This is a genomic window from Flavobacterium saliperosum (genome assembly GCF_900100625.1).
Classification (GTDB): domain Bacteria; phylum Bacteroidota; class Bacteroidia; order Flavobacteriales; family Flavobacteriaceae; genus Flavobacterium; species Flavobacterium saliperosum.
Map to the genome: position 1 here is coordinate 134749 of NZ_FMTY01000005.1, position 15464 is coordinate 150212.

The following is a 15464-nucleotide window of genomic DNA, read 5'->3' on the forward strand; positions in this document are numbered from 1 at the left end:
TTATAAATCGTAAAATATATCGGTAACAAAAACCGCCACAAAATCAATGATAAACAACAGCATCGATGTATATACAACCGCCGAATTGGCTGCTAAACCCACTCCGGCTGTCCCTTTGGTGCAATAATACCCTTTGTAACATCCTACTAATCCAATGGCAAAGCCGAAAAAGAATGATTTGATGGTAGCCGGCATCAGATCGCCAAATTCCAACGCTTCAAATACCTGATTGAAATACAACTGAAAAGAGACGTTTCCTTTTAAATTCTCAACCAAATACGAACCATATACCGCAATGGCATCACCGATGATGACCAAAACGGGTAACATGAATGTAGTGGCCAATATTCGGGTAACGACTAAGTATTTGAACGGATTGGTTCCGGACACCTCCATGGCATCTATTTGTTCGGTCACCCGCATGGAGCCTAGTTCGGCACCAATACCCGAACCGATTCTTCCGGCGCAGATTAACGCGGTGATAATCGGACCGATTTCCCGGATAATCGAAATACTCACCATGGAGGGCATCCAGGAAACCGCTCCGAATTCCTGTAAAGTAGGGCGGGACTGCAACGTGAAAACCAACCCGATGATAAATCCGGTTACCGCCACTAGCAAAAGCGAACGGTTGCCCATATTATAGCATTGCCGTAAAAACTCTTTGAATTCGAATGGTCTTTTGAATACTTCCTTAAAAAAACGACCGGCAAAATAGGAGAGATCGCCAACTTCGGATAAAAAAGATTGGAAGGATTCGGATATTTTTAAAACTGTACTCATGGAATGAATTCATTTTTAAGCAATGAGTTACTCAAATATAAGCTTTTTCTGTAAGTTATTGATTGTAAATGAAATAAAAAAATCCGTTCTGCTTTCACAAAACGAATTTCAGATACTGTTCCTGAATCCTTGTTTCGAATCTTATAGTTCTTCTAACATGATTCGTTTTTTGTATTGTTTTATTTTCTTAAAATAAGTTGGGGTCAATCCGGTGATTTTTTTAAACTGATGGGATAGATGGGCAACACTGCTGTAATCCATTAATAAGCTGATTTCCGTAAGACTTAACTCGTCATATAAAAGGAGCTCTTTTACCCTTTCGATTTTGTTGATTATAATGTAGTTACCTATGGTTGTACCCGTAACTTCTGAAAAAAGTGTGGCAAGATGATTGTAATTGTAATCCAGTTTTTCGCTTATGTAATCCGAATAATTGACTTTAGGATATTTTTCCGAGTAGTGGATAAGTTCGATAATGGTGGTTTTGGCTTTTTCTATCAGTAACGATTTTTTATCGTCAATTAACTCAAGCCCTTTTTTTAAAAGTCCAATCCGTAACAACTCCCTGTCATCACCCGAAATAGCCTTTTTAAGATTTATTTCACCTAATTCAATGGCGGTATGTTTTAGTTTTAATCGGTCTAATTCTTCCTTCACTGCCATTTTACAACGCAGTGAAACCATATATTTTATGTGTAATTTCATGATATAAGTTTACTAATTAGTTAAGTTGTATATCTGTTGGTAGTTCAAAATATCAAGCACTTTTCTAATTTACAGTCTTATAAAGGTATTCTTTTTTGGCGGTTTAGAGTTTGTTTATCGAAGTTATTTGTTTTGATTTAAAATCCTGTCATACACTTTTTTCAAAAAAAAATCCGTTTGGGTTAGCAAACGGATTTTAGGAATTTATTTAATTATATCTATAATAACGGTTCGGTTATAGAATCGTTCTTCGGGATATTTGTTCTCAAAGGGTGCAGCTTTTTCGTCTTCACCATCACCGCGAACTTTAAACGTTACATCGGTTCTTCCGGCAGCCGCAAGACTTTTTTCCAGAATACTTTTCACATCATTTGCTCTAGCTAAGGATAAGTTTTTATTGTGATCCACTTCTCCGATTACATCGGTGTGCCCTGTTATGATAACGGTAGCATTTTTCGGAATTTTAGGAGCAACAATTTCCGTTAAATACTTATCATAAATTGCAATGGATTTCGATTCGTTGAATTCATAAATGACACTGAATCGAATGCTTTCCTGAACGACAGGCGCTACGTAAGGAGCCAAATGCATGGTGCTTTCCTGACGGATGCTTTTTCCTGATTTTGTAGTTCCGGTCATTACAATCTTGTAATCGCCTTCCGGTTGGTTAGCCATAATTGTTTTTCTTGGAATACTGATTTCCTCTTCTGTGTAAGGACCAAAATTTTGTGTTTTTCCTTTTTCATCTTTAATTTGTAAAGACCACATTTTTAAGGTTTCCTCAGCGCCTTTAACGTTAAAGACCACATCATTGTTAGGATTTTGATTGCCTGTAATGATTTCTATAGGTTTTAATGGTGCATTTTTACCACTTTGAAATTCCATCAATAATTCGGAGGAGTTACTCTCGATGGAGACTCTTCGGTCGCCTTCTCTAAGTAATCCAAGTTCTTTTGTACCTCCGGTTTGTTCGGATGGCACTTCAGGTTTATCTCTTCCTTCTACTGCAATTCTGTTTTCTTTAATTTCAAAAACGGTAGTAAGATAGTTCTTTACATTTTGCGCCATGGCTAATCCCTCTTGACGACCATTTTCTGATGAGCCTACCAAAGTGATTTTGGCATTGGGATTTTTAACCATTCGGTCTCCCAGAATGTTTAGAATATTGTAATACACTAACATTTGGCGATCAGAACGACCCGACATGTTTTTAGGAGTATTGAATTGCACCTGATCTTCTTTGAAATCTTTAACCTGATTTTTACTTAATAAAACATATCGGTTTGGAATTTCTGTTGAACCTTCATTAAAAAACACATAATTACGGATAGGGAATACTTCTCTTACCACTTTTACATTTTCAACGTTTGCAGGAGGGTTCACTGAGAAGGTTACCTGCCCATCAACGGGTGTTTCCATTAATTTACCCTGACCGAATTTCAATACCATTCCGGCTCTTAAAGTAGTAACATTCCAGGTTTCCACACTTCTTGGGTTTTGACCAAAGTAAGGATGATAGGATACAAACGGCGATAAAACGAATTGTGTTTTACTGGTTGTGGCATTAAGAGGAAAATCATATCCTAATCCGATTTGCATGGAGATGATGTTTTTATTGACAGCACTGAAATCCCCTTTTACATCCGGATTTTGCTCTTGACCCGGATAATCCGGATTCGTTCCTTGCTCATAGGTGAACGATTTGTTCTGAATAAAAGCAAATCGTGGTCCGCCATATAAGTAGAAATCAGATTTGAAAGGAGCAAATCGTAAACTAGGTTCAATTGTGATATAGCTTAGTTTCGTGTTCAAATCGGCAGGACAATTACAAGGAGTTGTTACTTCTTTAAATTTTCCGCGACGACTGTCGTAACCTGCTTGTAAAATGAATCCAAATCTCGAGTCCGGTCGATGGAATTCAATGTTGGGAGCAATGAATAAGCCTACACCGTTTCCATTATGAAATGCTGTTGGGGGTGTAAAAGTCTCGTTTAACATAAAGGTGGAGCCGCGATAGAAATTAAAATTGGCTCCTGCCGCTACACCAAATAACCACGAAGGTTTTGTGTATTGGTTTACTTGTATGGTTTCCTGCGCATTTACTTTAGTTGAGCTCGTAAGAATAAGTAGTGTAATTACAAATAAGGCTTGTAATTGAAGCAGGCTTTTGAATCTCATATTGGGAGATGCAGCCGCTGTTGTATAATTGATTTTCATAGTTGATTTTTTAGTTTTACTGAGGAACATTTATGGTTGTATTTACCATTGTTACTGATGCTACAAGTGATAGTGCTCTTCCGTTCAGTACCGTTTGAGCTGCATTACCGGCAGTTGAGATTGTAACACCTGAATTGGCAATTATCGTACCTACCATGGTTCCGCCACCAGCACCATTGATAGTAGCCGTGCTTCCAACATACCAGAATACGTTTTTAGGTAAGGCACCATTGATTAAGACGACACTCTTTGCTCCAGTGGGTCCGGCAATACCTACTGTTAAGCCGGAAGCTGTTTGAAAAACCCATACTGCGTTTGGATCACCTTGCGCATCAAGCGTTAAGTTACCATTTGAAATGTTGAACGTTCCGCTGGCTGATTTATAAACACCGGGAGCCAATGTTAATCCACCCAATTCTCCAGCTCCGGGATCAGTACCTCCAGGCATTGATGCGGGTGAAATACTTAGGTATGCTGCATTGGCATCAGATAGTGCTTGAGTTGCAATTGCAAATGATGTTGCTGTACCGGGCATTGGTGGTGCTGTGAAAATTGCTCCGGTTACCCGACCTACATTTAGAGGTGTTTCGGTATAAATTGCTGTGGCATCGTGAAAACCGGTTACTAATGTAGAGGCTGCAGTTGTTGCAATGCTTCCGTTAATTACCGTGTTTAAACCTTGATTGGTTATGCCGGCATTTCCGCCAAACGCTCCAAATTGTGCCGCTGATCCTAAATTCGGACTAATCGAACTGTTGATGGTACTAAATGTCCAAACATAATCGGTAGCGATAGAATCACCTGCAGGGTTTTTGGCTCCTGTTGTAATGGTGGCAGTAAATACCGCATTTTCCAAAAGTGGATTTGCAGGTGTAAATGACGCCATGTTTCCACTATAGCTTACTGTACCCACAACGGTGTTTGCTCCTTGTTTTAAAGTAAAAGTTGTGGCAGATATTGTTAAAGGATCCATAGCCATATCAAATGTTGCTGTAACCACTTTATTAAGTGCGACACCAGATGCATTGTTTGCCGGATCGGTTAAAATTACCGTTGGCGCTACAATTGTTCCTGTTGTAAAATTCCATGTATAATCGGTTCCTAAAGGAACATTGGCAGTATTTTCTGCTCCGGTAGTAATGGTAGCTGTATATACTGTGTTGGCAGTTAAGTTTACATTAGGAGTAAAAAAAGCCTCATTCCCGGAATATGTAACAATACCGGTAATGGTGTTGGTTCCTTCTTTTAATGTAAATGTTGTTGTGTTGATTGTTGCAGCATCCATTGGCATATTAAAGGTAGCGCCGACTACTATGTTTAAGACCACTCCGGTTTCATTTCTTGTGGGGTTGGTTGCAATTACCAGAGGTTGCAAAGTTGCTCCCGTACTGAAAGTGAAAATGTAATCTTCCTGTAAAGCATTACCTCTTAAGTCTTTTACTGCAGTTGTAATTCTTACGGAATATGTAGTGTTTGTAGTTAAATTTACTGTTGGAGTAAAAGTAGCGGTTACACCCGAATAAGTCAGAGTACCTGTAATTGTTGCGTTTCCGTTTACTATAAAAGAAGAGGAATTGATTGTAGAAGGGTTCATCTCCTCATTAAAAGTAACTGTGATTACTTGATTAAGAGGAACGTTTACAGCCGCATCAGTAGGATTTGTCGTGACAACAACAGGACATAAGCCAGCCGTTTCCTGAAAATCATCTTTTGCGCAACCTGTAATTAAAGTAGCTAAAACTATCGCAATAGTTACTAAAAAGTTTTTTTGTTTCATATTATTATTAGATATGAGGCAAAGGTGATTCTAAAACAAGCGGATAGTGTTACACAAAAAAAAGTATTTGTTACATAAATACCACCTATAAAAAAATCCGTCCTGTTTTCACAAAACGGATTTCAAAATGTATTGGCTTTGAAATGTATTTCGATTCAATAAGTTAAAACGACCGGTTATTTTTTTTCGGTAGTCATTTTGGTTTTCATTTTTTTCATCATCAGGCAAGGTTTAACTTCGGTTACTACCATTTTTATGGTGTTTGTTCCGATGTTTTTAGCCATATGTGTCACAGACGGTATGAATAAGGCGTCTCCCGCTTTAATATCATACACCACACCTGTTTTTCCTTTGTCTGTAATTTCCAGTTTACCGTCAGTCAAGGCGTAAGCCACATGATCCGGATGGTTGTGCCACGGACCTGTTTCACCGGCGGCAAATTCAATCTCAATAACCCTTACTTTGTCATTGTCAATAAGCACTTTTTTGTAAATATTTGGAGCAGCAACCACCGGGTCCTGAGCATATGAAGAATTACAGACCATTAGAAATCCCCCTAAGAGCATTCCTGTTACAATCCGTTTCATTGCGTTTGGATTTAAATTAAATTAATTTAATCGCGTGGTATTTTTCATTTTTAATTTATTGCCGAAAACATTATTCAGCAGTTACAGGGTCAATAATTTCGGTTACTTTGTTTACGGAATTAGCGGGAAATCCGCCTTGTTTCGCATGTTCGCGAATCATTTCTTCATTTGGAGCGTTATAAACACAATATATTTTATCCGCTGTCACATAACTGTGTACCCACTGGATTTCAGATCCCATTTTACTCAAAACTCCACAGGAAGTTTGTGAAATGGCTTTTAACTGTTCGGGACTAAAATTTCCTGCTCCGGGAATTTCTCTTTCGATTACATACTTCGGCATACTGTTTTGTTTTTTGATTAGTATTGGTTTTAAGCGACTTTAAAGTTACGAAAATATCGTGGTTTATTTTGTGTAACTGCTTGTTATGTAGAATTTTATGAAATAAAAAAATCCGTTCTGTTTTCACAAAACGGATTTTTTACTATTTCTGAATTCTAATTTCTGAATTCTAAATTAAAGTTACAAGTGAATCACTTCGCCGTAAGCATCAGCCACAGCTTCCATAACCGCTTCACTCATGGTAGGGTGAGGGTGAACTGCTTTTAAGATTTCGTGACCTGTAGTTTCCAGTTTACGGGCCACAACTGCTTCAGCAATCATATCGGTAACGCCGGCACCAATCATGTGGCAACCCAACCATTCGCCGTACTTTGCATCGAAAATTACTTTTACGAATCCGTCCGGAGTTCCGGCAGCTTTCGCTTTTCCTGAGGCAGAGAACGGGAATTTACCGATTTTCAGTTCGTATCCTTTTTCCTTAGCTTGTTTTTCGGTCATACCTACTGAAGCAATTTCAGGAGTAGCATACGTACAACCCGGAATGTTTCCGTAATCTAACGCTTCCACGTGTAAACCTGCGATTTTCTCCACACACAAAATTCCTTCCGCAGAAGCAACGTGAGCCAAAGCCTGACCCGGAGTCACATCACCAATAGCATAATAACCTGGAATGTTAGTTTGGTAGAAATCGTTAACCAAGATCTTATCTTTGTCGGTAGCAATACCGGTTTCTTCTAATCCGATGTTCTCGATGTTGGTTTTGATTCCAACTGCCGATAATAAGATATCCGCTTCCAAAACTTCTTCTCCTTTTGCTGTTTTAACAAATGCTTTCACTCCTTTTCCGGAAGTGTCGATACGTTCTACAGAAGAATTGGTCATTACAGTGATTCCTGCTTTTTTCAACGAACGCTCAAATTGTTTTGAAATGTCTTCGTCTTCCACCGGAACTACGTTTGGCATGAATTCCACAATAGTCACTTCGGTACCCATTGCGTTATAGAAATGTGCAAATTCCACTCCGATAGCACCGGAACCAACAACAATCATTTTCTTTGGCTGCTCTGGTAACACCATTGCCTGACGGTATCCGATTACTTTTTTACCGTCCTGCGGTAAGTTCGGTAATTCACGGGAACGTGCGCCAGTAGCGATAATGATATGATCCGCCGAATATTCGGTAACTTTTCCGTCAGCGGCAGTTACGTCTACTTTTTTACCCGGTTTCACTTTTCCGAAACCATCGATAACGTCAATTTTATTTTTCTTCATTAAGAACTGAACACCTTTGCTCATTCCTTCTGCCACACCACGGGAACGCGCGATAACAGCGTTGAAATCTTTATCAAATTCCTTTACGGTTAAACCATAATCGGAAGCATGTTTTAGGTAATCAAAAACCTGAGCCGATTTTAATAACGCTTTTGTTGGAATACATCCCCAGTTCAGGCAGATTCCTCCAAGGTTTTCTTTTTCGATAACGGCTACTTTAAAGCCTAATTGTGATGCTCTGATAGCAGTTACGTAACCACCTGGGCCACTTCCTAAAACAATAATATCGTATTTCATGTCAAATAATTATTTCTTTGTTAGTTTGTGATTGCGAAAATAAGGATTTATTTTTTTGCAGCAATGAAACTAGTTTTCAAATTAGTTTGGTTTCTGATCTTACAGTGTGCTACGATGGAATTAACAGGAAAAATAGTTTTAATCTATATTTGTAATAAATAAAGTTTTTATTTTGGGATACAAAAGATGTTTAATTTCTAATGTAGTGAATGCTTATGAATACCCTTTCGAAATTTCTTAATGCCAAGATTGGTGTTTTTGTGTTGTTAGCCATTTCGTTTGGATTAATTTACAATCCTCTTACAAAATTTCCCGTCACATTTTGTGTTATTATTGTCTTCATTTTCTTGTCGACTTATTTGCAGGATGGTAATTTCAAGGCTCTTAATTTTAATAGATTGAACCTGAAAACTGTTGGGCTGATTTTGTTATTGTATGTTTTTTTGGAAGTAACGGCGGATTTCGTTATCCAGCCTTTAATTACTAAAATATTTAACGAACCGGCCGATTATTCGAGTTTTAAATTTATTGAAGGCGACACTCCTAACTATTTAAAGTATTTGATTTTCATGTGGATTAGTGCCGCTTTTGGGGAAGAGTTATTGTTTCGTGCTTTTGTCTTTTCCCAGTTGAAAAAAATTATAGGGGAGCAAAAAATTGTGATTGTATTGTTGAGTACTGTTTTATTTTCACTTCCACATTTGTATCAGGGTACTGCAGGTTTGGTAATTACCTTTTTGTTTGGGATATTTTTCGGATTGATTTATCTTAAATTTAAAAATATTTGGATAAACATTATTGTACACGGTCTTATTGATACCGTATTTTTAACACTTAGCTATTATGGATTGTTATCGTTTTACAGTTAAATTCGAATGGATTTAATCCGTTTTTTGAAAACAGATTTATAGAATTAATTGTTATTCTCCACTGCAAATTGCGATTCGTACAAATTTTTGTAATAGCCTTCCGGTTTACTGATTAATTCGTAATGTTTGCCTTCTTCCACAATCATTCCTTTATCCATTACAATGATTTTATCGGCGTTGATTACCGTTGCCAATCGGTGTGCAATGACAATGGAAGTACGTCCTTTGGTGATTTTTTCCGTGGCTTCCTGAATCAGTTCTTCCGAATAGGTATCAATGGAAGAAGTCGCCTCATCCAGAATCAGAATACTCGGGTTACTTACATAGGCGCGTAAAAAAGCAATCAACTGTCGTTGTCCCGAAGACAGCATCGCACCGCGTTCTTTTACATTATAGTCGTATCCTTCGGGTAAACTCATGATGAAATCGTGTACGCCAATTTTTTGGGCCGCCGCGATAACTTCTTCACGGGAAATAGCGGTGTTGTTTAAGGTAATGTTGTTCAGAATCGTATCGGCGAACAGAAAAACGTCTTGTAAAACAATGGCAATTTGTCGGCGCAGACTGTCCAGATCGAAATCGTTGATGTCCGTGCCGTCAATCAGTATTCGTCCGCTGTTGATTTCGTAAAAACGGTTCAACAGATTGATAATGGTTGATTTTCCGGCTCCCGTAGCACCCACAATGGCAATTGTTTCCCCGGCATTTACTTTCAGGTTGACGCCTTTTAAAACCTCTTCGTCCTGAATATAACTGAAACGTACATTCTCCAGTGTGATATCGCCCTTAAAATGACCCGCAATTTTAGTTCCTTTTTTCTGCACCAAATCTTCACGGTCTAAAATTTCAAAAACACGTTCGGCTGCAATAATCCCCATTTGCATCACGTTGAATTTATCCGCAATCTGACGCAAGGGATTGAATAACATACCAATTAACATCGTGTAAGCGAACAAATCTCCGAAAGTGGTCATTGTATCGCCGTGCATAATGTTCCAACCGCCGTACCAAACCACCAAACCTAAAGTTACTGATGATAAAATATCGGCGATAGGGAAGAAGATGGAGTTGTATAAGATGTTTTTTAGCCAGGCTTTATTATGCAATTCGTTGATTTGCTTGAATTTTTCCAGTTCAATTTCTTCACGATTGAACAGCTGTACGATTTTCATTCCGGTTACACGTTCCTGTACGAAGGTATTCAGATTGGCCACCTGATTACGCACTTCTTCAAATGCGATTTTCATTTTTTGCTGAAAAATACGGGTCGCATACAGTAAAATAGGCATCCCCATCACTACGATAAGGCTCAGTTTCCAGTTCATGTAGAACATGATACCGAGTACCACAAACATTTTCATCAAATCACTCACAATCATGAACAATCCCTGACTGAAAATACTCGCAATGGATTCGATATCGGTTACCGAACGCGTGACTAATTTTCCAACCGGTTCGTTGTCGAAGTATTTCATTCGGAACGTCGTAATGTGGCGGAACAGTTTTTCACGGATGTCTTTTACAATATCCTGTCCGAGCCAACTGGCCCAATACGTAAAATAGAATTGGGAAGCGACCTCCAGTATCAAAACGATTCCCATTAAAGCGATGTAGTATAAAAGTCCGACCTGATCGTGTTCTTTTAGGTAACCATCGACGGTTTGTTTTAATAAATAGGGGCGGACTGCCGCGAAAATGGAAAGCGTAACCGAAAACAAAACCACCATGTAAAGCCTGTTTTTATAAGGCTTCGCATACTGCATTACTTTCTTTAGTGATATGGATTGGATGACTTTCATTAGTGCTTGTGAATATACGGATAAATTACTTTGGTTAAATACAAACCATGTGCCGGTACCGAAAATCCGGCTTTTCCTCTGTTTTTACTTTCAATGATGTTTCGGAAATCGTCTAGGGATATTTTCCCGATGCCTACTCCGATAAGCGTTCCTACAATCGCACGAACCATGTTTCTCAGAAAGCGGTCGGCAGAAATGGTAAACACAAGTTTCGTTCCGTTTTGTTGCCAAAAAGCTTCTTTGATAACACAATTGAATGTTCTTACATCGGTATGCGTTTTGGAAAAACATTCGAAATCAATGTAATCAAACAGGATTTTCGCGGCTTCATTCATTTTTTCCACGTTAAGCGGATGAAAATGGTACCAGCTTCCTTCGTTTTCAAAGGCGTCCTTAAATGTGTGAATGTGATACTCATACGTTCGGCTGGTAGCGTCAAATCGGGCATGGGCATCATCGTGAAGCGGAAGCAATCCGTACACCACAATGTCTTTCGGCAAGAACGAATTCAGTTTCTGAGTCCAATACGCCGAATCCAACATTTCATCATAATCAAAATGGGCATACATCTGTTTGGCATGCACACCGGCATCAGTACGCCCTGCGCCCATAAGCTCTATGTCTTTTTTCAGTAAAAGCGATAAGGCTTTGGTTAGGGTTTCCTGCACGGATACCGATTGTGGCTGGTATTGCCAACCGTGGTACTGTTTTCCGTTGTATGCGAATTCGATGAAGTATCTCAAGGTGATTAAGGCTCAAAGTTTAAGAGTAGCAAAGTTACAAAGATTTTATGTTTTGGAAAGGTTAAAGTTGTAAGGGAAAAGGGAAAAGGAAAAGGGAAAAGACAGAGAGGTTGTTGGTATACTTTAAAATTGGAAGTATCTTAGCGGTTTAGCTTATTCAGTAAACAATGAAGAAGATTCTTTTGCTCTCCGACACGCACAGTCACATTGACGAGACTATTTTGAAATACGTTCGCTTAGCCGATGAAGTCTGGCATGCGGGAGATGTCGGGGATTTATCGGTTACGGATACCATTAAGAAAATCAAGCCGTTGCGAGGAGTTTATGGTAATATTGATGATGCCAAAGCGCGTTTGGAATTCCCGTTACACAACCGTTTTTTCTGTGAAGGCGTTGATGTCTGGATTACACACATTGGCGGTTATCCGGGGAAATACAATCAGGATATTCGCAGTGAAATAAAGCAAAATCCTCCGAAATTATTCATCTGCGGACATTCCCATATTTTAAAAGTACAGTTTGATAAGGAACTGAATTTGTTACACATGAATCCGGGTGCTGCCGGCATACACGGGTTTCATCAGGTGCGTACCATGCTGCAGTTTGAAATCGACGGCGATAAGATTCAGAATTTAAACGTTGTGGAAATTGGAACCCGGGGCTGATTTCGATTCCGGAATCTGTACTTTGATATAAATAATGGTACCCGATTGCTCTTTGGAATTGATAGTCATGCTTCCGTTCAGACTTTTGATACGCGTTTTTATCTGCGAAAGTCCGAGGCCTTCTTTTGGTTTTCCTTCTTTGGTGCTGAACCCTTTTCCGTTATCTTCAATATTAATGGTAAGTTGATCGTTCTCTTTGTCAAGGGTTAATGAGGCTTCCGCAGCATTACTGTGCTTCATGATGTTGTTGAACAATTCGGCAACGATAAAATACAGTTTCATTTCAAAATCATTCTGAAAACGAAGGTCTTCTTCTATGAAATTGTTGAATTGAAAATGAATCAGTGAATTGGAATTCTTTTCACACAAATCTTCAAAAGCGGCAATCAACCCTAATTTTTCCAGTACGGGCGGAATCAGATCGTGTGATAAATCGCGTACTTTATCATGGGCTTCTTTGATAATTGCTTTGGTTTTTTTGAGCTCCCCGTCAATTTCCGGATGATTCGCTTCAAAGGCCATTAAATGCAGACTTGCCGAGGAAAGCAACGCACTGATGTTATCGTGCAAAACCCCCGAAAGGCGTTTGCGTTCTTCTTCCTGACCATCTATGGTAGCATTTACAAGGTTTTGCTGTACGTTATGGTTTAGGTCTTTCAGTTTGTTTTTTTGTCTCAGTTTTAAATTCTGATAGAAAAAGTAAAACAAGATGCCCGCAAAAGCCAATAAGGCCAGCATGAGGTACAATATTTTTTCGCTTTTGAGTTGTTTCTGGTTTAAAAGCTTTTCCTGATTCCGGAACTCTTTTTCCGCTTTGTCCAGTTCGTATTTGGTACGGATGCCTTCAATCTCACTGTCGAATTTTTTAGTAATGGTATTTTCCTGATAATCGATGTATTTATTCAAATAGTTATTTGCGGTTTTAAAATCCCCTAATTCTTCATAAACCATGGAGATATTTAAATATGCAATCGCAAGATCTTCGTTCAAAGGATCATTTTCATTTTCGGCAATTAATTCCAGATAGATATCTCGTGCTTTATTATAATCAATTTCTTCAGTTAAATAATGCACGCCAAGATTGCTTTTGGCGGCATTTATAGTTAGCCTGTCTTTAGATTTTTCGGCGTAAATCATACTGGAATCTAAATATTTTTTGGCGATATCCTTTTCTTTGATGAGTGAGTAAAAAGCAAAATGTGTATTATAAGCAGCTGCAATTTTTTGATTATCCTTTATTTTTCTTGCACCTTTTAAGGAAGGTTCCAGATGCGGGAAAGCGTTTTGAGAATCCTTGATTGTCAGGTAGTTGCGAAGAACTACATAGTTTAATATTTGAGTAATGGTATCGTTTTTGGAGTGCGATGCCATTTTTAATCCTTTTTTAGCAATCTCATTGCTTTTATCAAACTGTTGTAATCGGGAGTAGATTGCCGATATTTCGGGATAAAGTTTTACTTTTTCAAATTCAGGTACATTGTTTAATAGTGTAAGTGACTCATAAATAATTTTTAAAGAACGTTTATGGTCTTTAATGTTTTTTGAAAGAATTCTCGATTTATTGGTAATGTGTTTTATGTAATTGGAATAATCTTTTTTGTTTAAAAAATAGGCTGCTTTTTTATCCGAGTAATCCAACGCTTTCTGGAACTGGCTGTTTTCTTTGTAATAATCAAAAGAATCTTTCACGACTTTTTGCTGCGAAAAGGCCGTGAAAGAAAAAAGTAAGAGGAATAAATAATTATTTTTTTTCAATGTTGTTAAAGTGTAATAACAATCTTTGGTTTTGTAATTGTTGAGCCATTAAGTTTCTGTTCGAAGTTAATGTTTGCGGCATTGTTGTCTGCTGAAACCGTGTGATTGCAGGGAACAAAGACACCTGAAGGTTGTGACTGTCCGGAGTTGAGCTGAACAGTTATAGTATTAATTTTTTTTGTTGCATCGTAATGCGTGGTAAAATTACAATTGTTGGGAATTGTAAAGGTTACATCGAATTCATCATCCGGCAAGGAGTCGAAGCCAAAAGTTCCTAATAGTGCCATAGTTTTTGTTTTTTAGTTGATTATTGATTGATTAAATTATGTTTGAGAGCAAATTTCACGAGTCCGACCGTAGTTTTAACGTTGAGTTTCTTAATCAGGTTTTTGCGATGGGTTTCCACCGTATTGGTACTGATGAACAACGCTTCGCTGATTTCTTTTCCGCTGTATTCCAGTGAAATCAGTTTTAAGATTTCCAGTTCCCGGTCGGTAATGGATTCCGGGGATATTTGGCCGTTTGTAGCGTCGTTTTCTTTTTCCTTTCCGGTAAACGAAAGAAAGATTTTCTCTCGCACCGATTTCGAATAGTATTCTTCGCCGTTGTAAACGGTGGTTATGGCTTCAATGATGTTTTCTCCCGCCGATTGTTTGGTCAGATAGCCTTTGGCGCCCAATTGCAGTACTTCCTTAATCAGTTTAATGTCGTCGAAACTTGAAAATACGATGACATTACAGGAAAAACCTTTGCTGTTAAATTCCTTCAGCACTTCAATACCGTCTTTGCCGGGCATGTTGATGTCCATGATTAACACGTCGATGTTTTTATCGGCAACTTCATCCACAAGGTTTTCACCGGATAGGGAATAACCCACCACTTCAAACAATTTGTTGGTTTTTAAAACAGCGACCAGTCCGTCTATAAGTATCTGATGGTCATCGGCAAGGAAGAGGCGTATTTTTTCTGTCATTCGGTACAATTGATTAATCCAAATTTAACATTTATATTGAAATTTGAATTCATTAAATTTAGTGATTTTATATCACTAAATTTAGTGATATAAATAAAAAAATCCGAACCAGTTAAGATTCGGATTTTCCGCGCACTAATAAACTAAGATGAAAGGTTTATCGTAATCGGTCTACAGATTTTACGAGATCTTCATCCTTCTTGATGGCCTTATTGGCCAAAACCAACAAAACGATAGAAACAATAGGAAGGAACATCCCAATACCCTTCTCAGAAACCGTGGTTTCTCCGGATAAGCTTAGTAAACGATACACAAATAATCCTAGTAATATAAAGTTCAATATTATGTTCAGTCGGTTCATCACAAACTGATTTTGTCTTTTCTTGTAACTGAAAATGCTTACTATGGCAAGTGTCGTACACAAACCAAAAACAGCAGCATAGCTCATATCCAGCATAAAGTAAAAATCTTTTCCTGCCGCATCTTTCCATAACGGAAAAACGAAAGGCAAAACCCCTGAAAAAACAAAGGCTAAAAAAAGATAAACGGTCTGAATTCGTTGAATCATTTTTGGTTCTATTGTTGCACAAAAATAGTTTCTTTTTCGTAAAAATGCTATTGTTTGTTAAATTAAATTCGTATTATTGCAGTATAAAATCGTAAGTACTTCATTCTTCGA

General features: G+C 38.2%; 15 protein-coding genes. 2 read left to right on the forward strand and 13 right to left on the reverse strand.

The features are described 5' to 3' along the window. The 7 genes from BLQ05_RS10550 to lpdA form a co-directional block, all read right to left on the reverse strand. On the reverse strand, positions 1-783 hold the full coding sequence (locus BLQ05_RS10550) for an MlaE family ABC transporter permease (RefSeq protein ID WP_023575845.1): 783 nt from the start codon (positions 781-783) through the stop codon (positions 1-3). Between the two features lie 141 nt (positions 784-924). Then, on the reverse strand, positions 925-1488 hold the full coding sequence (locus BLQ05_RS10555; RefSeq protein ID WP_035654142.1) for a helix-turn-helix domain-containing protein: 564 nt from the start codon (positions 1486-1488) through the stop codon (positions 925-927). A 204-nt stretch (positions 1489-1692) separates the two neighbouring features. Continuing rightward, the gene (locus BLQ05_RS10560) at positions 1693-3705 is read right to left on the reverse strand and encodes an OmpA family protein (protein WP_023575847.1); all 2013 of its coding nucleotides are present in this window, start codon (positions 3703-3705) and stop codon (positions 1693-1695) included. Positions 3706-3721: 16 nt separating this feature from the next. Further along, complete coding sequence (locus BLQ05_RS10565) at positions 3722-5482, reverse strand: Ig-like domain-containing protein (protein WP_023575848.1); 1761 nt, start codon at positions 5480-5482, stop codon at positions 3722-3724. 176 nt (positions 5483-5658) lie between these two features. Next, positions 5659-6069, reverse strand: a complete 411-nt coding sequence (locus BLQ05_RS10570; protein WP_023575849.1) for a cupin domain-containing protein — start codon at positions 6067-6069, stop codon at positions 5659-5661. A 70-nt stretch (positions 6070-6139) separates the two neighbouring features. Beyond that, positions 6140-6412: a DUF4242 domain-containing protein gene (locus tag BLQ05_RS10575; protein WP_023575850.1), complete on the reverse strand. Its 273-nt coding sequence runs from the start codon at positions 6410-6412 to the stop codon at positions 6140-6142. 180 nt (positions 6413-6592) lie between these two features. After that, on the reverse strand, positions 6593-7981 hold the full coding sequence (gene lpdA / locus BLQ05_RS10580) for a dihydrolipoyl dehydrogenase (RefSeq protein WP_023575851.1): 1389 nt from the start codon (positions 7979-7981) through the stop codon (positions 6593-6595). 209 nt (positions 7982-8190) lie between these two features. Here lpdA and BLQ05_RS10585 point away from each other — a divergent pair, with 209 nt between their 5' ends. After that, positions 8191-8850 carry a CPBP family intramembrane glutamic endopeptidase gene (locus BLQ05_RS10585; RefSeq protein WP_023575852.1) on the forward strand — a complete coding sequence of 220 codons (660 nt, stop codon included), beginning with the start codon at positions 8191-8193 and terminating at the stop codon, positions 8848-8850. Between the two features lie 44 nt (positions 8851-8894). On the opposite strand, the gene BLQ05_RS10590 is transcribed toward BLQ05_RS10585, so the two are convergent. Both BLQ05_RS10590 and truA read right to left on the reverse strand, forming a co-directional pair. Next, complete coding sequence (locus BLQ05_RS10590; RefSeq protein ID WP_035654143.1) at positions 8895-10649, reverse strand: ABC transporter ATP-binding protein; 1755 nt, start codon at positions 10647-10649, stop codon at positions 8895-8897. Beyond that, positions 10649-11392 (reverse strand): tRNA pseudouridine(38-40) synthase TruA, encoded by a 744-nt coding sequence (truA, locus tag BLQ05_RS10595; protein WP_023575854.1) that lies wholly within the window; start codon positions 11390-11392, stop codon positions 10649-10651. Before truA ends, BLQ05_RS10590 begins: the two co-directional genes overlap by 1 nt. Positions 11393-11559: 167 nt before the next feature. On the opposite strand from truA, the gene BLQ05_RS10600 reads away from it, so the two are divergent. Continuing rightward, the gene (locus BLQ05_RS10600; protein WP_023575855.1) at positions 11560-12057 is read left to right on the forward strand and encodes a metallophosphoesterase family protein; all 498 of its coding nucleotides are present in this window, start codon (positions 11560-11562) and stop codon (positions 12055-12057) included. Here the strand turns inward: BLQ05_RS10600 and BLQ05_RS10605 are convergent. The 4 genes from BLQ05_RS10605 to BLQ05_RS10620 all read right to left on the reverse strand — a co-directional run bounded on the left by BLQ05_RS10605 (position 12025) and on the right by BLQ05_RS10620 (position 15353). After that, entirely contained in the window at positions 12025-13746 is a 1722-nt protein-coding gene (locus tag BLQ05_RS10605; RefSeq protein ID WP_023575856.1) for an ATP-binding protein, read from the reverse strand. The two genes, BLQ05_RS10600 and BLQ05_RS10605, sit on opposite strands and share 33 nt — an antisense overlap. 71 nt (positions 13747-13817) lie before the next feature. Next, positions 13818-14099, reverse strand: a complete 282-nt coding sequence (locus BLQ05_RS10610) for a hypothetical protein (RefSeq protein ID WP_023575857.1) — start codon at positions 14097-14099, stop codon at positions 13818-13820. Between the two features lie 20 nt (positions 14100-14119). Continuing rightward, the gene (locus tag BLQ05_RS10615) at positions 14120-14785 is read right to left on the reverse strand and encodes a response regulator (RefSeq protein ID WP_023575858.1); all 666 of its coding nucleotides are present in this window, start codon (positions 14783-14785) and stop codon (positions 14120-14122) included. Positions 14786-14942: 157 nt separating this feature from the next. Further along, positions 14943-15353 carry a DUF4293 domain-containing protein gene (locus BLQ05_RS10620; protein ID WP_023575859.1) on the reverse strand — a complete coding sequence of 137 codons (411 nt, stop codon included), beginning with the start codon at positions 15351-15353 and terminating at the stop codon, positions 14943-14945. Positions 15354-15464 lie beyond the last annotated feature (111 nt).

What these genes read in the sequence shown, in the direction of transcription:
- BLQ05_RS10550 (WP_023575845.1), bottom strand. Translation starts at nt 783, where the DNA reads ATGAGTACAGTTTTAAAAATATCCGAATCCTTCCAATCTTTTTTATCC.
- BLQ05_RS10555 (WP_035654142.1), bottom strand. Translation starts at nt 1,488, where the DNA reads ATGAAATTACACATAAAATATATGGTTTCACTGCGTTGTAAAATGGCA.
- BLQ05_RS10560 (WP_023575847.1), bottom strand. Translation starts at nt 3,705, where the DNA reads ATGAAAATCAATTATACAACAGCGGCTGCATCTCCCAATATGAGATTC.
- BLQ05_RS10565 (WP_023575848.1), bottom strand. Translation starts at nt 5,482, where the DNA reads ATGAAACAAAAAAACTTTTTAGTAACTATTGCGATAGTTTTAGCTACT.
- BLQ05_RS10570 (WP_023575849.1), bottom strand. Translation starts at nt 6,069, where the DNA reads ATGAAACGGATTGTAACAGGAATGCTCTTAGGGGGATTTCTAATGGTC.
- BLQ05_RS10575 (WP_023575850.1), bottom strand. Translation starts at nt 6,412, where the DNA reads ATGCCGAAGTATGTAATCGAAAGAGAAATTCCCGGAGCAGGAAATTTT.
- lpdA (WP_023575851.1), bottom strand. Translation starts at nt 7,981, where the DNA reads ATGAAATACGATATTATTGTTTTAGGAAGTGGCCCAGGTGGTTACGTA.
- BLQ05_RS10585 (WP_023575852.1), top strand. Translation starts at nt 8,191, where the DNA reads ATGCTTATGAATACCCTTTCGAAATTTCTTAATGCCAAGATTGGTGTT.
- BLQ05_RS10590 (WP_035654143.1), bottom strand. Translation starts at nt 10,649, where the DNA reads ATGAAAGTCATCCAATCCATATCACTAAAGAAAGTAATGCAGTATGCG.
- BLQ05_RS10600 (WP_023575855.1), top strand. Translation starts at nt 11,560, where the DNA reads ATGAAGAAGATTCTTTTGCTCTCCGACACGCACAGTCACATTGACGAG.
- BLQ05_RS10610 (WP_023575857.1), bottom strand. Translation starts at nt 14,099, where the DNA reads ATGGCACTATTAGGAACTTTTGGCTTCGACTCCTTGCCGGATGATGAA.
- BLQ05_RS10615 (WP_023575858.1), bottom strand. Translation starts at nt 14,785, where the DNA reads ATGACAGAAAAAATACGCCTCTTCCTTGCCGATGACCATCAGATACTT.
- BLQ05_RS10620 (WP_023575859.1), bottom strand. Translation starts at nt 15,353, where the DNA reads ATGATTCAACGAATTCAGACCGTTTATCTTTTTTTAGCCTTTGTTTTT.